Consider the following 20,937-nt stretch of genomic DNA (forward strand, 5'->3'; position numbering starts at 1 on the left):
TCAGACCACCGAGCCCACCGTCAGGCCTCGCTCCGCCGATGGCGGCCTCCCCACCCAGCCTCAGACCACCGAGCCCACCATCAGGCCTCGCTCCGCCGATGGCGGCCTCCCCAAGAGCCCCACCCAGCCTCAGACCACCGAGCCCACCGTCAGGCCTCGCTCCGCCGATGGCGGCCTCCCCACCCAGCCTCAGACCACCGAGCCCACCGTCAGGCCTCGCTCCGCCGATGGCGGCCTCCCCAAGAGCCCCACACAGCCTCAGACCACCGAGCCCACCGCCAGGCCTCGCTCCGCCGATGGCGGCCTTCCCAAGGCCCCCACACAGCCTCAGACCACCGAGCCCACCGTCAGGCCTCGCTCCGCCGATGGCGGCCTTCCCAAGGCCCCCACACAGCCTCAGACCACCGAGCCCACCGTCAGGCCTCGCTCCGCCGATGGCGGCCTTCCCAAGGCCCCCACACAGCCTCAGACCACCGAGCCCATCGTCAGGCCTCGCTCCGCCGATGGCGGCCTTCCCAAGGCCCCCACACAGCCTCAGACCACCGAGCCCATCGTCAGGCCTCGCTCCGCCGATGGCGGCCTTCCCAAGGCCCCCACACAGCCTCAGACCACCGAGCCCATCGTCAGGCCTCGCTCCGCCGATGGCGGCCTTCCCAAGGCCCCCACACAGCCTCAGACCACCGAGCCCATCGTCAGGCCTCGCTCCGCCGATGGCGGCCCCCCGAAGGGCTCCACACAGCCTCAGGCCACCGAGCCCATCGTCAGGCCTCGCTCCGCCGATGGCGGCCTTCCCAAGGGCTCCACACAGCCTGCCGACCAGCCATCTCCGGGCCTCGGCAAGGGTCCCCAAGGGAACACCAAGGCAACAGCGCCAGGAAGCACGGCTCCCAAGGGGGGCGAGGTGCCCGGAGGGACGCCCCCGAAGGAGACCGTCGCAAAGGACAGCACGTCAGCTCAGACCTCCCCCAAGACGGGCGAGACCGGCGCGAAGAGCGCCCCCACCGGTAAACCCGCTTCCACCGCGGAGCCCGCGCCCGCCAAGCCCTCCGCCTCGACGTCACAGCCCGCGGGGCAGGGCTCCCAGCAGCCGGGGCCCGGCGGCTCGGGACCAGGGCCGGGAAGCTCGTCCACCACGGCCGACCCGGCGCAGGACGGCAAGGTGACATGGATCGCGGACAAGGCCGTCAAGAAGTCCAAATGGCGGACTCCGACGAGTAGAGGCAGCCGCAAGAAGGCGAAGCGAGGCCTCCCGAGCATCGCCGACCAGCTGACCAGCGGCGGCTTCCCCGCCCATCCCGCGCAGGCGAAGAAGGAGCTCGGGAAGCGCTTCCCCAAAGGACCGCTGTTCAACGAAGCCGAGTGGAACGCCTTCGAGCAGCTCTCCTCGACCCCTCAGGGACAGCGCTGGCTCAACGCCTCCGGCATGCTCACGCTCGACCAGGTCAAGCAGTACCTGTCGGACGACAAGGACGACAATCCCGAGAAATTTCGCGGCTTCCACCAGCTCCACAAGCCGAGCAAGGTCGTCCTCGCGAGCTACGTCTCGCGACAGAGGAACAGCGGCGAGGGCGGGCAGCGCTTCGAGGGCACGCCTCCGGCCGCGGTGGCCCTGTCGATGGAGGCGAGGCACACGACCGACCCGGCGAGGAAGAAGGAGCTCGAGCAGGAGATCGATCAGGGCATCGCGGCAGAATGGGCCAAGACGCTCGAGCACACCACGCCCAACGACGACGCGACCAAGGCCATCACGCAAGGCGCCGTGCCGAACCCGACGGGAAGCGGCACCCTCTCGAACGACGATGTCCTCGACAGGTACAACCAGTCGATCGAGGTGCTCACGAACATCTTTCACCTGCTCCAGGAAGGCGCCGAGATCTACGACGACAGCGCAAAGAGCCATGTCCCGCTCCGCGACGTCCCCGTCGCCAAGCTCCTGTCGCACGGCGGCCGGGTCAACATCCAGATCCCCGCGGGCACGCCTCCGTACGCGGTGACCGAGCTCCTCGGCATCACCGACGGGCACGGCAACCCGAAGGCCGGCGTGTTCCCGCGCGCCTTCGGGACGCACCACATCGCGCTCAGCAAGGGCAAATTCAAGGAGGAAGGAGGACACGTCGCCGCCATCAAGTCCAAGCTCGACGACACCGAGCTCTACGGCATGAACCTCGCCATCGGCGGCCTCGGCCTCAAGGACTTCAACGGCGACGTCATCCTGCCAGACGGCGCTCACGGCCACATCTTCATCGGCCACCGGCCGCCCAGGTCGGACAAGCCGGGCGCCCTCCAGATCGGCATCGAGACGACAGGGCCGGGCGCGCCCAGCACCGTCGGCTACATCCACAACTGGCGCTCCACCGAGAAGACCGCCAACCCCATCTCCAGCGTCGGCGGCCTCAAGCAGGACAAGATCGGCGACGACCAGATCAAGAATGCTCGCACCGTCGACCTGGGCAAGCTCGGCGACGACTGGGCCGGGGTGCTCAAGGACCGAGCGGAGAGGTTCGAGCGTGACCTGGCGGAGAGGGGCAAAGACGCGATCGACGAGCTCGTCGGCCCGCGCACCCTGCCGCCGGACGACATCCAGGACACCGATCAGCGTGCCTCCGAGCGGCGGTCGGGAGGGCCCGATCAGGAGCCGCGGGACGGCGAGCCCCGCGATCCGCCCGGGGATCGCGCGTCGTCACCGAAGGAAGATGCCGAGGACCCCGAGCGGCGCGCCCCCGAGCAGCCGAAGCGAGGGGCAGAGCCAGCCCCCAAGGACAACGAGCCGCGCGAGCGGCCCGGTGCTGCCCCGACGCAGATGACAGCCAAGGCGCCGGAGGCCTCGAGTCCTCAGCCGGGCGCTTCGCCGACGCAGGGCGCCCAAGAAAAGGCGCCGGAGAGACCCGGCCAGCCCCGGCCGGAGGCGGCCCCGCAGCTGCCCGCAGGGCGCCCCGTGGACCCGACGGCCATCACCACCGGGATGATCGCGCAGGCCGGCTCGCCCGCGGCCAGCGCGCAGGGCTCCGCGGCAGCCTCCGCGACCCCGAACCCGGGGACACTGTCGTCGCTCGATGACGGAAGCGACGAGGAGGACATCGAGAGCACCTCCGATCTGGTCGTGACCGCGCTCCCCGACGAGTACGTGCATGGCTCGATGGTGACGCTCGCCCTGGAGAACGTGCCACGCTCCCTCGTGAGCCCCAGGCCATCGCAAGACGGCATCGACAGCATCCTCGAACGCTGGAACTTCGACTATTTCGTCTCCTTCAAGGACGATCTCCCCACCGATGGGCTCACGAAACCGGGCGAGGACCCGGACATCGGCCGAGGGCCCTTCGAGAGCACCGTCGTCCCGGCCGGCCTTGGAGTGCCCGTCACCTTGCCGCCGGAGCTCGTCGAGCTGCGCGTCGTGCTCACCATCGCCCATGAGCTCTCTCATGCCAACCAGTACGACTCCTTCAAGCTCATCAACCTCGAAGGCAAAGAGGCCGATTTCAATCGCCTGCCACCGAGCAAGCGAGATCGGCATGAGACCGCGTTCGCGCAGCAGAAGGCGGCGCTCGAGGTGCTGGGCTACCAGTCAGAGCTCGTCAACCTGGAGCGCTTCAGGCAGACGCTCAATCAAGACAAAGCCCGTGCCTACCACGATGGGCTGCAGGCCATGGAGGACCAGGCGAGGACCCGGCGGGAAGAGCACTTCGAGCAGCTCACTCCGGAGCAGCAAGCGATGTTCATCGAGGATGGAATCCAGGCCGTCCTCGATGACATCCAGCGTGGCGTCGACGCGAAGTTCTTCGGTAACAATGCGCAGAACGCAGACGCGCAGGACTCGGGCAACGAGGACCAGAGCAGTGACGACGGCGACTCCGAGGACGACTTCGATGGCGACTCCGAGGACGACTTCGATGGCGACTCCGAGGAGGACTCCGAGGAGGACTCCGAGGGCGACTCCGAGGAGGACTCCGAGGGCGACTCCGAGGACGATTCCGAGGACGACTCCGAGGGGGACGGCAGGGGTGTCGAACAGCGGTCCGGGGCACCCATGGAGCTCGGGGTCGATCCGAGCGCCACGAACCAGGGTGCAACCGTCACCGGAAGCCCCGCTCCATGGGACACCGGCTCTTCCACCACCACCACCACCACCGACGGCGTCGCGACCCAGAGCACCCCCACGACCGATGCCAAGGCTTCGATCGACGCGACGCTCAGGGCGCTGAACGAGAAGAGCGCCCAGTGGTCTCATCCGGCCACCGACGACAACAAGCAAGAGGCCGCGGCGCTGCTCGGCGAGCTCATGCGCGCTCAGGGCGTGGATGAGTCGCTCATCGAGCGGCTCGCGGAGCTCATCGAAAACCCCGGCTCCCTCTCCCAGTCCCAGTTCGCCATCTGCGCGCTGAACGGCGTGCTCCACGCGCTGCTCACCTCCGATCTGGGCGGGTTCGCGCGCGTTGTCGCGGCCGAGTTCTCCGGCAAGCTCTTCGATCGCGAAGGCAAGCTGCGCGCCGACTTCTCGCTGCCCGCGCAGGGCGAAGACGGCGCTGCCACGAGCCCGAAGATCGCCGATCCCATCCAGCGTGTCCTCCGCGGAGAGATCCCGCTGGATCAGGTCCCCATCGGCAACAAGCTGCTCCAGAACGGCATCAAGAAGGCCGGGGCCAAGCGTGCTGACGTCGAGCGCAAGGGGGGCGCCTTCTCCGACAAGCACGTCCTCGATTACCTCCTCGCCCGCGGCATGGGCAAGATGCTCAGCAAGCTCGCCCCGGAGCAGTACAAGGCCGACGCCGAGAACACCGCCCAGGCCATCCCCGGCTACCTCGACAAGGCAGCCACGAGGCCCAAGGACGCCACCGGTCCGTCCAAGAAGCGCGGCGATCTGCTGCTGTCGGCCAACTCGCTGGTCACGCTCTTCAACGACATCCTTGGCGGCGACGCCCGGACCATGGTCGCCGGTGACGGCTACGACGTGAGCCGCATCAACGACGTGCTCTCGCGGCCCGACCAGGCCCCGTTCGCCCTGGCCACGGTCCTCGACGGCAAGGCGCTCGCCGAACGTGCGGCGGAGTTCGCGAAGGATCCAACGAAGTCCAGGCCGTTCGAGGACGCGGGCACGTTCGACGCGTCGAGCACGCACCAGGTCGTCATCAACGGCAAGATCACGGACAGCGGCACGCACTACACCGTGCCCATCTATTCCTGGGGGCAGACCTTCTCCATCGACGTGAAGAAGGAGGTCATGCCGGAGCTCTTCACCGTCGTTACCTACGGCTCGTTCAGCACGGCGCAAGGGCAGACGACGGCGCCCGCCGCGTCCGGCTCAGCCCAGGACCAGGCCGCGAGCGTCACCGGGATGCTGCCCGACGAGACCCCCGCGCCCTCCAGCGCGAGGAAGCGGACAGCCCAGCAGACACAGAGCGACGACGAGCAAGACGCCCCGGCGAGCTCCAAGAGAGCGAAGAATGCGGGGCAGCCCTCCTCTTCGTCTTCGTCGCAAGCGGCGCAGCCGGCGCCGAGGAGCGGCACCGGCCTGCTGGCGTTCCGGCACATCGACGCGCTCCAGGGCTTGATGAAGATGTCGAATACGACCCCTGAAGCGCAGACGATGCGGGGGATCCCGGGCGGAGGGGCGTTCACCAGCAAGCGCGGCGAAGACGGCGAGCTGCGCGCCGATCTGCGTCCGGACGAGCTTACCACCCTTCGCCAGAAGGTCGACGACTTCTCCCGCGTCGCTCAGGACCTGCTCACACGTACCCAGGACCTGCCCCAGCAGGACCTGACCCTCTACAGGGTCATCAACGATCTCGACACCAGCTCGCTGAGCGAGGGCGACACGATCGACGAGAACCTCCCGAGCTCGACCTCATGGACCTCCGATCTGGCCCTGGATCAATGGGTCAAAGACGGCGGGCTCCTGATGAAGATCAACACCACGAGCCATTACCCGACGGTCATGTTCTCCTACCCCGACCAGCAGCGGGGCAGAGAGCCGATCGCCTACAATCAGGACCAGAAAGAGGTCCTCCTGGTGCCCTCGCGCATGACCATCACCAAGGTCACCCCGCGGGAGCACGACGGCAAGCGTTTCCACGAGGTCGAGGTGACGCCCGCACAGCTCCCGCCGCGCGAGCTCGACGCCGTGTTCGAGAGAGCCTCCGAGCGCATCAAGGAGAAGCAGAACGCCAAGCCGAAGGAGAAGCACTTCGAGATCGAAGAACAATCGGCCATCGCCGCGCAATTCGGCGATACCGTGGCCGACGAGATCTTTGGCTACGTCGACAAGCTCCCCGACCGCAGCGAGCGGGAGATCGTGGTTCGCGACAAGGACGGTACCCGCTGGCGGATCGCCTCCGCGGACAGCAGGTTCGGTATCGACCTGGAGGAGAAGAAGGCGACGCCCGCGGGGCGCCCCGTGGACCCCACGGCCATCACCACCGGCATGCAGGCGCCAGCGCCCGCCACGTCCGGTTCAGCCCGGGACCAGGCAGCGAGCGCCACCGGAATGCCGCCCGATGAGACCCCCGCGCCCTCCAGCGCGAGGAAGCGGACAGCCAAGCAGACGCACAGCGACGACGAGCAAGACGCTCCGGCGAGCTCCAAGAGAGCGAAGAATGCGGGGGAGCCATCCTCTTCCTCTTCGTCGCAGCAGGCGCCGCCCGCGCCGGGGAGGGCCCTGGCGTCACGGCACATGGACGCGCTCCAGGGCTTGATGCGCGACATGTCCAACACCAGCCCTCAAGCGCAGACGATGCGCGGGATCCCCGGCGGAGGGGCGTTTACAAGCAAGCGCGGCACGGACGGCGAGCTCAGCACCGATCTGCGCCCGGACGAGCTGGACACCCTTCGCCAGAAGGTCGACGACTTCTCCAGCGTCGCTCGGGACCTGCTCGCACGCACCCAGGACCTGCCTCAAGAGGATCTGACCTTCTACAGGGTCATCAACGATCTCGACACCAGCTCGCTGGTCGAGGGCGGCACGCTCGACGAGCTCCTCCCGAGCTCGACCTCATGGACCTCCGATCTGGCCCTGAATCAATGGGTCCAGGACGGCGGGCTCCTGATGAAGATCAACACCACGAGCAAATACCCGACCGTCATGTTCTCCTACCCCGACGCGCAGCGGCCCGGGGACGCGATCGCCTACAATCAGGACCAGAAAGAGGTCCTCCTTGTGCCCTCGCGCATGACCATCACCAAGGTCACCCGGCGGGAGCACAACGGCAAGCGCTTCCTCGAGGTCGAGGTGACGCCCAGAGAGCTCGAGTCCGACGAGCTCGACGACGTGTTCCAGAGAGCGTCCCAGCGCATCGAGGAGAAGCTGAACGCGAAGCCGAAAGAGGTGTCCTTCGAGGTCGACCAACGACCGGAAATCGCCGCGCAGTTCGGCGAAATTATAGCCGACGAGATCCTTGGTTACGTCGGCAATCTTCCCGACCCCAGCGAGCGGGAGATCGTGGTTCGCGACAAGGAGGACACCCCCTGGCGGATCGTCTCGGCGGACGAGCGGTTCGGTATCGACCTTCAAGAGAAGAAGGCGACGCCCGCTGACGCCGCCGGGAGCAGCGCCGCTACGGTGACCGGGGCCCCGGCGCCCAGCCCGGCCCGCCCGTCCGCCCAAGGCGACGGCGCCTCCACGGACCATGCAGGCGCGCTGGCGACCGTCACCGGAATGGCGCCCATCCAGGACCCCGCGCCCGCCAGCGCGAGGAAGCGGACAGCCGCGCAGGCGCAGAGCGACGACGAGCAAGACGCCCCGGCGAGCTCCAAGAGAGCGAGGAATGCGGGGGAGCCATCCTCTTCGTCTTCGTCACAGCAGGCGCTGCCCGCGCCGGGCAGGGCCCTGGCGTCCCGGCACATGGACGCGCTCCATGGCCTGATGCGCGACATGTCCAACACCAGCCCCCAAGCGCAGACGATGCGGGGGATCCCCGGAGGCGGCGCGTTTACAAGCAAGCGCGGCACCGACGGCGAGCTGAGCACCGATCTGCGCCCGGACGAGCTTACCACCCTTCGCCAGAAGGTCGACGACTTCTCCAGCGTCGCTCAGCGCCTGCTCACTCGTACCCAGGACCTGCCTCAAGAGGATCTGACCTTCTACAGGGTCATCAACGATCTCGACACCAGCTCGCTGGTCGAGGGCGGCACGCTCGACGAGCTCCTCCCGAGCTCGACCTCATGGACCTCCGACCTGGCCCTGAATCAATGGGTCCAGGACGGCGGGCTCGTGATGAAGATCAACACCACGAGCAAATACCCGACCGTCATGTTCTCCTACCCCGACGCGCAGCGGCCCGGGGACGCGATCGCCTACAATCAGGCCCAGAAGGAGGTCCTCCTGGTGCCCTCGCGCATGACCATCACCAAGGTCACCCGGCGGGAGCACAACGGCAAGAACTTCCTCGAGGTCGAGGTGACGCCGAGAGAGCTCGAGTCCGACGAGCTCGACGACGTGTTCGAAAGAGCGTCCCAGCGCATCGAGGAGAGGCTGAACGCGAAGCCGAAAGAGGTGTCCTTCGAGGTCGACCAACGACCGGAGATCGTCGAGCAATTCGGAGAAATTATAGCCGACGAGATCCTGGGTTACGTCGGCAAGCTCCCCGACCCAAGCGAGCGGGAGATCGTGGTTCGCGACAAGGACGGTACCCCCTGGCGGATCGTCGACGCGGACGAGCGGTTCGGTATCGACCTTCAGGAGAAGAAGACGACGCCCGCTGACGCCGCCGGGAGCAGCGCCGAGGCGGTAACCGGGGCCCTGGCGCACAACCCGGTCCACGCGGACGCCCAGGTCGACGGCGCCTCCACGGACCATGCAGGCGCGCTGGCGAACGTCACCGGAATGGCGCCCATCCAGGACCCCGCGCCCGCCAGCGCGAGGAAGCGGACAGCCGCGCAGGCGCAGAGCGACGACGAGCAAGACGCCCCGGCGAGCTCCAAGAGAGCGAGGAATGCGGGGGAGCCATCCTCTTCGTCTTCGTCGCAGCAGGCGCCGCCCGCGCCGGGGAGGGCCCTGGCGTCCCGGCACATGGACGCGCTCCATGGCTTGATGCGCGACATGTCCAACACCAGCCCTCAAGCGCAGACGATGCGCGGGATCCCCGGAGGCGGCGCGTTCACCAGCAAGCGCGGCACCGACGGCGAGCTGAGCACCGATCTGCGCCCGGACGAGCTTACCACCCTTCGCCAGAAGGTCGACGACTTCTCCAGCGTCGCTCAGCGCCTGCTCACTCGTACCCAGGACCTGCCTCAAGAGGATCTGACCTTCTACAGGGTCATCAACGATCTCGACACCAGCTCGCTGGTCGAGGGCGGCACGCTCGACGAGCTCCTCCCGAGCTCGACCTCATGGACCTCCGATCTGGCCCTGAATCAATGGGTCCAGGACGGCGGGCTCCTGATGAAGATCAACACCACGAGCAAATACCCGACCGTCATGTTCTCCTACCCCGACGCGCAGCGGGACGGAGAGCCGATCGCCTACAACCAGGCCCAGAAAGAGGTCCTCCTGGTGCCCTCGCGCATGACCATCACCAAGGTCACCCCGCGGGAGCACAACGGCAAGAACTTCCTCGAGGTCGAGGTGACGCCGAGAGAGCTCGAGTCCGACGAGCTCGACGACGTGTTCGAAAGAGCGTCCCAGCGCATCGAGGAGAGGCTGAACGCAAAGCCGAAAGAGGTGTCCTTCGAGGTCGACCAACGACCGGAGATCGTCGAGCAATTCGGCGAAACCGTGGCCGACGAGATCCTTGGTTACGTCGGCAATCTCCCCGACCCCAGCAAGGGGGAGATCGTGGTTCGCGACAAGGACGGCACCCCCTGGCGGATCGTCTCCGCGGACAAGCGGTTCGGTATCGACCTTCAGGAGAAGAAGGCGACGCCCGCTGACGTCGCCGAGAGCAGCGCCGAGGCGGTGACCGGAGCCTCGCCCGGGCGCCCAGCGACAGAGCTCGGCAGGCAGGCGACAGGCCAGACGCCGAACGGTCCCGCTCCAGGTGAACCCCGCGCTTCCACCACCAAAGACGGCCTCGCCGCGACCCAGAGCCCGCCGGCGGCCGGCGGCAACGCCTCGATCGACGCGACGATCAAGGCGTTGAACGAGAAGAGCGCCCAGTGGTCTCATCCAGCCACGGGCGCAAACAAGCAGGAGGCCAAGAGGCTCCTTGGCGACCTCATGCGCTCTCAGGGCGTGGATGAGGCGCTCGTCGAGCGGCTCGCGGAGCTCATCGACGACCCGAGCTCCCTCTCCCAGTCCCAGTTCGCCATCTGCGCGCTGAACAGCGCCCTCCACACGCTGCTCACCTCCGACCTGGGCGGGTTCGCGCGCGTGGTCGCGGCCGAGTTCACGGGCAAGCTCTTCGATCGCCAGGGGGGCCTGCTCGCGGACTTCTCGCTGCCCGCGCAGGGCGAAAACGGCGCCGCCGTCAGCGCGCAGGTCGCCGATCCCATCCACCGTGTCCTCCGGGGCGAGCTCCCGGCGCAGAACGCCGGGTTCGGCAACAAGCTGCTCCTCAACGGAATCAAGAAGGCGAAGGCCGGATCCGCCGACCGCGAGCGCAAAGGCAACGCCTTCTCCGACGAGCACATCCTCGATTACCTCCTCGCCCGGGGCATGGGCAAGATGCTCGGCAAGCTCGCCCCGGAGCAATACAAGGACGATGCCGAGAATGCCGCCGGCGCCATCCCCGGTTACCTCGACAAGACGACGCCGAGGCCCAAGGACGCCACCGGTCCGTCCAAGAAGCACGGCGATCTGCTGCTGTCACCCAATTCGCTGGTGACGCTCTTCAACAAGATACTCGGCGGCGACGCCAAGACCATGGTCGCCGGGACCGGCTACGACGTGGGCCGCATCAATGACGCCCTCGCGAGGCCCGACCAGGGGCCGTTTGCCCTGGCCACCATCCTCGACGGCAAGGCGCTCGCCGAGCGTGCCAAGGAGTTCGCGAAGGACCCAACGAAGCCCAGGCCGTTCGAGGATGCGCGCGCGATCGACACGTCGAGCACGCACCAGGTCGTCATCAACGGCAAGATCACCGAGGACGGCGATCATTATGTCGTGCCCCTTCACACCTGGCAGCAGAGCTTCTCCATCAAGGTGAAGAAGGACGTCTTGCCGTCGCTCTTGCCGGTCTTCACGTATGGGACCTATCTCCCATCGCAAGCGCCGGCCGCGAACGACCCCGCCCAGAGCCAGGCGCCGGTGCCCGACGCTTCCGGTACAGCCCAGGACCCGGCCGCGAACGTCGCCGGAATGCTGCCCGATGCGACCCCCACGCCCTCCAGCGCGAGGAAGCGGACAGCCGCGCAGGCGCAGAGCGACGACGAGCAAGACGCCCCGGCGAGCTCCAAGAGAGCGAAAAATGCGGGGGAGCCATCCTCTTCGTCCTCGTCGCAGCCGGCGCCGCCCGCGCCGGGGAGGGCCCTGGCGTCGCGGCACATGGACGCGCTCCATGGCCTGATGCGCGACATGTCCAACACCAGCTCTGAAGCCCAGACGATGCGGGGCATCCCCGGAGGCGGCGCGTTTACCAGCAAGCGCGGCACGGACGGCAAGCTGAGCACCGATCTGCGCCCGGACGAGCTTACCACCCTTCGCCAGAAGGTCGACGACTTCTCCAGCGTCGCTCAGCGCCTGCTCACACGTACACAGGACCTGCCTCAAGAGGATCTGACCTTCTACAGGGTCATCAACGGTCTCAACACCAGCTCGCTGGTCGAGGGCGGCACGATCGACGAGCTCCTCCCAAGCTCGACCTCATGGACCTCCGACCTGGCCCTGAATCAATGGGTCCAGGACGGCGGGCTCGTGATGAAGATCAACACCACGAGCAAATACCCGACCGTCATGTTCTCCTACCCCGACGCGCAGCGGCCCGGGGACGCGATCGCCTACAATCAGGCCCAGAAGGAGGTCCTCCTCGTGCCCTCGCGCATGACCATCACCAAGGTCACCCGGCGGGAGCACAACGGCAAGGACTTCCTCGAGGTCGAGGTGACGCCGAGAGAGCTTGAGTCGAGCGAGCTCGACGACGTGTTCCAGAGAGCGTCCCAGGGCATCGAGGAGAGGCTGAACGCGAAGCCGCAGGTGAAGAGCTTCGACGCCGATGATCGAGCGGCCATCGCCAAGCAATTCGGCGATACCGTGGCTGGCGAGATCCTTCGTCACGTCGACAAGCTCCCCGACCGCAGCGAGCGGGAGATCGTGGTTCGCGACAAGGACGGCACCCCCTGGCGGATCGCCTCCGCGGACAGCAGGTTCGGTATCGACCTGGAGGAGAAGAAGGCGACGCCCGCGGGGCGCCCCGTGGACCCCGCGGCCATCACCACGGGGATGCAGGCGCCAGCGCCCGCCGCGTCCGGTTCAGCCCAGGACCAGACCGCGAGCGCCACCGGAATGCCGCCCCATGAGACCCCCGCGCCCTCCAGCGCGAGGAAGCGGACAGCCGCGCAGGCGCAGAGCGAAGACGAGCAAGACGCCCCGGCGAGCTCCAAGAGAGCGAAGCCTGCGGGGCAGCCCTCCTCGTCGTCGCAGGCGGCTCAGCCCGCGCCCGAGAGGAGCGGCGCCGGCCTCCTGGCGTCCCGGCACATCGACGCGCTCCAGGGCTTGATGCGCGACATGTCGAATACGACCCCGAAAGCGCAGACGATGCGCGGGATCCCCGGCGGAGGGGCGTTCACCAGCAAGCGCGGCACGGACGGCCAGCTGAGCGCCGATCTGCGCCTGGACGAGCTTACCACCCTTCGCCAGAAGATCGGCGACTTCTCCCGCGTCGCTCAGGACCTGCTCACAGCGACCCAGGACCTGCCCCGAGAGGATCTGACCCTCTACAGGGTCATCAACGATCTCGACACCAGCGCGTTGAGCGAGGGCGGCACGATCGACGAGTTCCTCCCGAGCTCGACCTCGTGGACCCCCGATCTGGCCCTGGATCAATGGGTCAGGGACGGCGGGCTCGTCATGAAGATCAACACCACGAGCCATTACCCGACGGTCATGTTCTCCTACCCCGACCAGCAGCGGGACGGAGAGCCGATCGCCTACAACCAGGACCAGAAAGAGGTCCTCCTGGTGCCTTCGCGCATGACCATCACCAGGGTCACCGACCGGGAGCACAACGGCAAGCGCTTCCGCGAGGTCGAGGTGACGCCCACACAGCTCCCGCCGCGCGAGCTCGACGCCGTGTTCGAAAGAGCCTCCGAGCGCATCAAGGAGAAGCAGAACACCAAGCCGAAGGAGAAGCACTTCGAGCTCGACGAACAACCGGACATCGCCGCGCAATTCGGCGATACCGTGACCGACGAGATCCTTCGTCACGTCGACAAGCTCCCCGACCCCAGCGAGCGGGAGATCGTGGTTCGCGACAAGGACGGTACCCGCTGGCGGATCGTCTCCGCGGACAGCATGTTCGGTATCGACCTTCAGGAGAAGAAGGCGACGCCGGCGGACGTACCGACAGGGTACAATCCAGCTCTGGACGGCGAGGACGATGCGGGCGACCTGCAGCCCCCCGCGCCCTCCAGCGCGAGGAAGCGGACAGCCGCGCAGGCGCACAGCGACGACGAGCAAGACGCCCCTGCGAGCTCCAAGAGAGCCAAGAATTCGGGGCAGCCCTCCTCTTCGTCTTCGTCGCAGGCGGCTCAGTCCCCGCCCGAGAGGAGCGGCACCGGCCTCCTGGCGTCCCGGCACATCAAGGCGCTCCACGACTTGATGCAGATGTCGGACACGAGCCCTGAAGGGCTGACGATGCGCGGGATCACCGGCGGAGGGGCGTTCACGAGCAAGCGCGGCGAAGACGGCGAGCTGCGCGCCGACCTGCGGCTGGACGAGCTTACCACCCTTCGCCCAAAGGTCGACGACTTCTCCCGCGTTGCGCAGGACCTGCTCACAAGGACCCAGGACCTGCCCCGAGAGGATCTGACCCTCTACAGGGTCATCAACGATCTCGACACCAGCTCGTTGAGCGAGGGCGGCACGATCGACGAGATCCTCCCGAGCTCGACGTCATGGACCTCCGAGCTCGCCTTGGATCAATGGGTCAAGGACGGCGGGCTCGTGATGAAGATCAAGACCACGAGCCATTACCCGACGGTGATGTTCTCCTACCCCGACCAGCAGCGGGAGGAGGACCCGATCGCCTACAATCAGGCGCAGAAAGAGGTCCTCCTGGTGCCTTCGCGCATGATCATCACCAGGGTCACCGACCGGGAGCACAAGGGCAAGCGCTTCCGCGAGATCGAGGTGACGCCCACACGGCTCCCGAAGCACGAGCTCGACGCCGCGTTCGAGAGAGCCTCCGAGCGCATCAAGGAGAAGCAGAACTCCAAGCCGAAAGAGGTGTCCTTCGAGGTCGACCAACGACCGAAGATCGTCGAGCAATTCGGCGAAACCGCGGCCGACGAGATCCTTGGTCACGTCGACAATCTCCCCTACTCCGAGGAGATCGTGGTTCGCGACAAGGCGGGTACCCCGTGGCGGATCGTCTCCGCGGACAGCGGGTTCGGTATCGACCTCCAGGAGAAGAAGGCGGACGCCGCCGCGGGCAGCGCCGATACGGTGACCGGGGCCCCGGGGCCCAGCTGGACCGACGCGCCCCCCCAGGTCGACAGCGCCGCCACCACCAAGCAGCTCGGAGGCGCTCCGAGCACGGCGAATCAGGGTGCCGCTCTCACCGGAGGCGCAGCTCCAGGCAAAACCGCCGCTTCCGCGGCCGCCGACGGCCTCGCCGCGACAGGCAGCACCCCCGCGACCGACGGCAAGACGTCGATCGACGCGCAGCTCAAGGCGCTGAACGAGAAGAGCGCTCAATGGTCCCATCCGGCCACCGACGACAACAAGCAGGAGGCCGCGGCGCTGCTCGGCGAGCTCATGCGAGCTCAGGGCGTGGATGAGTCGCTCATCGAGCGGCTCGCGGAGCTCATTGAAAACCCCGGCTCCCTCTCCCAGTCCCAGTTCGCCATCTGCGCGCTGAACGGCGTGCTCCACGCGCTGCTCACCTCCGATCTGGGCGGGTTCGCGCGCGTGGTCGCGGCCGAGTTCTCGGGCAAGCTCTTCGATCGCAAAGGCAAGCTGCGCGCCGACTTCTCGCTGCCTGCGCAGGGCGAAGACGGCGCTGCCACGAGCCCGAAGATCGCCGATCCCATCCAGCGTGTCATCCGCGGAGAGATCCCGCTGGACCAGGCCCCCATCGGCAACAAGCTGCTCCAGAACGGCATCAAGAAGGCCGGGGCCAAGCGCGCTGACGTCGAGCGCAAGGGCGGCGCCCTCTCCGACAAGCACGTCCTCGATTACCTCCTCGCCCGGGGCATGGGCAAGATGCTCAGCAAGCTCGCCCCGGAGCAATACAAGGCCGACGCCGAGACCACCGCCAGCGCCATCCCCGGCTACCTCGACAAGGCAGCCACGAGGCCCAAGGACGCCACCGGTCCGTCCAAGAAGCGCGGCGATCTCCTGCTGTCGGCAAACTCGCTGGTGACGCTCTTCAGCGACATCCTGGGCGGCGACGCCCGGACCATGGTCGCCGGTGACGGCTACGACGTTGACCGAATCAACGACGTGCTCTCGCGGCCCGACCAGGCCCCGTTCGCCCTGGCCACGGTCCTCGACGGCAAGGCGCTCGCCGAACGTGCGAAGGAGTTCGCGAAGGATCCAACGAAGTCCAGGCCGTTCGAGGACGCGGGCACGTTCGACGCGTCGAGCACGCACCAGGTCGTCATCAACGGCAAGATCACGGACAGCGGCACGCACTACACCGTGCCCATCTATTCCTGGGGGCAGACCTTCTCCATCGACGTGAAGAAGGAGGTCATGCCGAAGCTCTTCACCGTCGTTACCTACGGCTCGTTCGCCACGGCGCAAGGGCAGACGACGGCGCCCGCCGCGTCCGGTTCAGCCCAGGACCAGGCCGCGAGCGTCACCGGAATGCTGCCCGACGAGACCCCCGCGCCCGACAGCGCGACGAAGCGGAAAGCCGCGCAGGCGCTCGGCGACGACGAGCAAGACGCCCCGGCGAGCTCCAAGAGAGCCAAGAATTCGGGGCAGCCCTCCGCTTCGTCTTCGTCTTCGTCGCAGGCGGCTCAGCCCCCGCCCGAGAGGAGCGGCACCGGTCTCCTGGCGTCCCGGCACATCGACGCGCTCCACGACCTGATGCGCAACATGTCGAACACGACCCCGAAAGCGCAGACGATGCGGGGGATCCCCGGCGGAGGGGCGTTCACCAGCAAGCGCGGCGAAGACGGTGAGCTGAGCACCGATCTGCGCCCGGACGAGCTTACCACCCTTCGCCAGAAGATCGGCGACTTCTCCCGCGTCGCTCAGGACCTGCTCACAGCGACCCAGGACCTGAACGAAGAGGACATCACCCTCTACAGGGTCATCAACGGTCTCGACACCAGCGCGTTGAGCGAGGGCGGTACGCTCGACGAGATCCTCCCGAGCTCGACCTCATGGACCCCCGATCTGGCCTTGGATCAATGGGTCAAGGACGGCGGGCTCGTGATGAAGATCAACACCACGAGCCACTACCCGACGGTCATGTTCGCCTACCCCGACCAGCAGCGGGACGGGGACCCGATCGCCTACAATCAGGCGCAGAAAGAGGTCCTCCTGGTGCCTTCGCGCATGCGCATCACCAGGGTCACCGACCGGGAGCACAACGGCAAGCGCTTCCGCGAGATCGAGGTGACGCCCACAGCGCTTCCGCCGCACGAGCTCGACGCCGCGTTCGAAAGAGCCTCCGAGCGCATCAAGGAGAAGCTGAACGCGAAGCCGAAAGAGGTGTCCTTCCAAGCCGACAAACGATCGAAAATCGTCGATCAATTCGGCGAAGCCGCGGCCGACGAGATCCTTGGTTACGTCGACAATCTCCCCTACTCCGAGGAGATCGTGGTTCGCGACAAGGCGGGTACCCCCTGGCGGATCGTCTCCGCGGACAGCGGGTTCGGTATCGACCTCCAGGAGAAGAAGGCTACGCCGGCAAACGCCGCTGGCAGCGCCGATACGGCGACCGCGGGGACCGGCACCCCGACAGCTGCGAGCGCAGCGAGCCCGAGCGCCATCACCACCGGCTTCAACCCCGCCGCGAGCGCCTCACGGAATGCCCCGGAGGACATGCTGGCAGGGTACAGCGCCTCGAACAGCCGCGATCATGAAGCCGCCCCGACCGCCGCCACGACGTCCGGCAGCCCATCCAGCGCCGAGCAAGCCGCGCAGCCCCAGGGGAGCCCCCTCGAGGATCTGATCCGCACGATCGAGGAGCAGAGCAGCACATGGCCGCGCCCGGCGGACGGCGAGCACAGGGAGGAGGCCGCGCAGCTCCTGAGCCAGCTGCTCCAGGCGCAGGGCGTGAGGAGCTCCGTCGTCGAACGGTTGAGCACGCTCATCAAGGACCCTGCCTCGCTGTCGCAATCGGCCTTCACCAACTGCGCGCTGCACAGCGTCCTTTACACGACGCTCAAGAACGACCTCGCCACGGCATCGCACCTGGTCGTCGCGCTCTTCGCCGGCAGGCCGCTCGGCCGGCTCGCGGGCGCGCCCGGCGCTGGCACCTTCGGACAGCAAGGCTCGCGCTCTCGGGCGCTCAGCCACGGCCTGGAGCTCCTCCTGAGCCAGATGAAGGGAGACGTCCTGCCAGCGCACGGGCCGACTCCGAACAGACCGCTCCTCAACGGCCTCAAGACCGCCAAGGCCAAGCGCGACCGCCTGAAGGGGCAAGGCGCAGCCACCCAGGAGCTGGACGGCCACCTCCTCGACCACCTGCTCGCCCGCGGGCTCGTCGAGCTGCTCGGGGAGACGGCCGTCGCGGCGCTCGAGAAGCAGACCGACGGCGCCAAGGAGCCTGGCGTCGCCGCGGCGCAAGGCGATCTGCTGGTCTCGGCGAGATCGACCGCGGCCCTCATGAACGATGCCCTCGGGGCGAACGCGAAGCTCATGACCACCGACTCCCCCGGGGGCTACGACGTCGCGCGCATCAACGAGGCCCTCGGGAAGACCGACCAGGCGGGGTTCGCGCTCGCGACCGTGATGAACGGCAAGGCGCTGTGGGAGCAAGCGGCGAAGCACGAGGCCAGCGCCTCGGCGCCCCGGGATCCCGAGACGATCCCGCGGCTCGCCGAGGTTGATACCTCGAGCCCCCACCTGGTCGCGATCGACGGGCCGATCACGATCCACGGCGATTCCTTCATCGTGCCGATCCAGTCCTGGGGGCGAGCGTTCCCCGTGCGGGTGTCCACGCAGGACATGCCGAAGCTCTTCGCGGCGTTCGCCTATGGCACGTATCCCCCGGCGCGAACACCGCAGACGGGCGCCTCCGCCGAGGTGATTTCGCAGGCCCCAGGCGGCGCGGATGACGCGTTGACCGGCATGGCCCCCCGCGTGCAGGACTTCGACAGCCGGGCGGACTGGCGCCGCTTCAACGAGGGTGTGCGCCCCTGGCTCGGCGAGATCCACCGCATCCGGCAGCCCCACGATCTGCGCGGGGCAATCGACGTGCTCTCCCCCGAGGCCGCGAGGCTCTTGCTCCGGCTCTACGACGACCATCCACAGACAGCGCGCGTCGAGCTGCGCCGGCTCGGCCGCTTCCGCATGAACGACACGCGCAGGCTGAACGAGGTGCTGGAGAGGCTCTCGGAATCCGAGCCGTCCGATACCGAGCTGATGGAGGTCGAGCTCCTGTCCGAGCTCGAGGCGGTCGAGCAGGCCCGGAGCGAGGGCGAGGCGTCCGACGCTGGATCGCTCGACCTGGATCGGCTCCACGGCCTCCATGACCAGCTCGACGCGTGGGAGAGCGCGCAGGACGAGTTCGACCAGTGGGCGCGCGCGCAGCTCGACGGCGATCCGTCAGAGCCCGAGGACGCCGTGCCCGGACGATCGGAGTCCGGGGACGCCGACGCGGAGATGTCCGAGCCGGCGCGGCTGGCGCGCGCCAACGTCCAGGGGATGGACCAGCTCCACCATGCGGGCAAGGTCCACTACTCGTTCAACGTGCCGAGCGCGCGCCTGAACGCGCTCACGGCGGTCGCGCGGAACGCCGGCGTCCAGGAGGAGCTCGCGGACGCCCGGACCGGCTTCCTCAACCCGGACCATTTCGAGAAGCAGAGCAGCTTCACCTGGCGCCTGAAGCCCGGCGTGAGCGCGAGCAAGGCGCTGCGGGAGTTCTTCGACCCCGAGGAGCACCTCACCATCGCCGAGTGCGGGACGACGATGCAGGCGATCAATTACCGCACCCTCCTGCGCGCGGTCGGAGACGAGGACTTCGACAGGAGGTTCGGCGGCGAGGGCTCCAGCGTCCCGAGCGAGGACCGCCTGATGCTGCAGCGCGACTTCAGCGCCCAGAACCCCCTGCAGCGCTTCTTCGCGCCCGAGGCCGCGACGCTGGATGACGAGGAGCGGGCGGAGATGACCGGCGACGGCGAGGCGGACATGCGCAACGCGCCGGGCTCCCGCCCCGCGAAGCGCGGCGGCTGGTACTACATCAAGAACCACGAGCTCTATGTCAGGCGCCACCCGGAGGGCTTCTGGAGCGGAGAGAACGCGATGTACCTGGGGCGCCGCGGCGGGTCCGGCGAGCAGATGTTCAGCGGGTTCGGCGTGCCCCCGACGACCGAGGAGCAGCTTGCAGAATCCCTGGCCAGCGAGTTCAACCACGCGCCGACCGCGACCGAGGTCGAGAAGATCCTCGGCTCACGCCGCGACCTGAGCCTGGCGCTGCCGACGCTGGGAGATCTCGATTCGATCGCCGCCATGCCGCTGACCCCTGCGAGCATGGACCACATCGCCAGGCTGCACGATCACCCCGACATCGGCGCAGCGCCCAGGCAAGCCGGCGAGCGCGGACCCGAGGACGTGGCGCGCCGCCTGTTCAGGGAGACGCTCGAAGGCCAGCCGCTCCAGCAGCCGCTTTCGCCCTCGGATCTCGTCGCCACCCTCAACCTGTCGGAGCTCGACGGGAGGGCTTTCCAGTCGTGGGACCCCGGTCCGGCGGAGAGATCGCTCGGGACGTGGGGAGTGCGCGCGGTGCCCAGCGCGGCGGACGCGGCCGCCTCGCACGGCGCGCAGGCCGGGAGCCCAGGGCCGTCGCGCGCCGTGCTGCGCTGGACGCGGCCGTCTTCCAGCAGGCACGCGGGGCAGCACACAACGCCTTATACGCTCGTCTTCGACGGCTACTGCAAGCGGTTCAATTTCACCTTCACGCCGGCGTTGATGAACCTCTTCCTCGAGCTCAATCGCGACAGGATGACGCCCGTCAACCCGCGCGAGCGGACGGTCCGCAAGACGACGAAGATCCAGGTCGACGAGGGCGTGGAGTTCATCTTCCCGCTGCCCAGCGAGGTGAACAAGCTCGCGAAGGTCCCCGGCGGCTTCCAGAGCATCGGCGGCAAGGTCCTGTCGGCCGAGCAGATCCGGAGAGAGTTCGGCCGAGAAGAGCTCTTCTCGGGTCCGCCGTCCCCGGTGAGCCCTGGCGCGGAGGGGCCCACGGCTGAAGGCACGAACCCGGCGGACGTGGGCGCAGGGTACCGGCCCCAGGACGCCGCGAGCGGCAGGAGCGACGGCCCGCAGACCGCGACCACCGCTCCCACGATGAGCGGCGAGGGCTCGCGGGAAGACGGCACGATCCGCGAGGCGCCGGACACGCAAGCGACCGGCGCGCCGGCTGCTCTCGACGCGGGGACCATCCCCGCGCCGATCGACGCCCTGGTGAAGACGCTCGTGGCGAAGAGCGGCGCGTGGTCGTCTCCGCGCACGCAGGCGGACAAGCAGGAGGCCATCGCGCTCGTGACCGAGCTCCTGCAACAGCTCGGCATGGACGCCCGGGTCGTCGACAGGGCGGGCGAGCAGGGCAAGGACACGCCTGATTCCGAGCACTCCGCCTGCACGTGCGTCCGTTAGGCCAGCGCCCGCGTCAGCCGCCCTCCGCGGGCGCGCTCCGCCTGCCTCCTCGCCAGGGCGCGGCTCGGCCGCTTCAGGCG

Annotated in this window: 1 protein-coding gene; it reads left to right on the plus strand. The window is 68.0% G+C overall.

The features are described from left to right. Positions 1 to 901 precede the first annotated feature (901 nt). Positions 902 to 20,857, plus strand: a complete 19,956-nt coding sequence (locus WMF44_RS38195) for a hypothetical protein (protein WP_437294975.1) — start codon at positions 902 to 904, stop codon at positions 20,855 to 20,857. Positions 20,858 to 20,937 lie beyond the last annotated feature (80 nt).

This window comes from Sorangium sp. So ce426, assembly GCF_051475585.1.
GTDB classification, from domain to species: Bacteria; Myxococcota_A; Polyangia; order Polyangiales; family Polyangiaceae; genus Sorangium; species Sorangium cellulosum_B.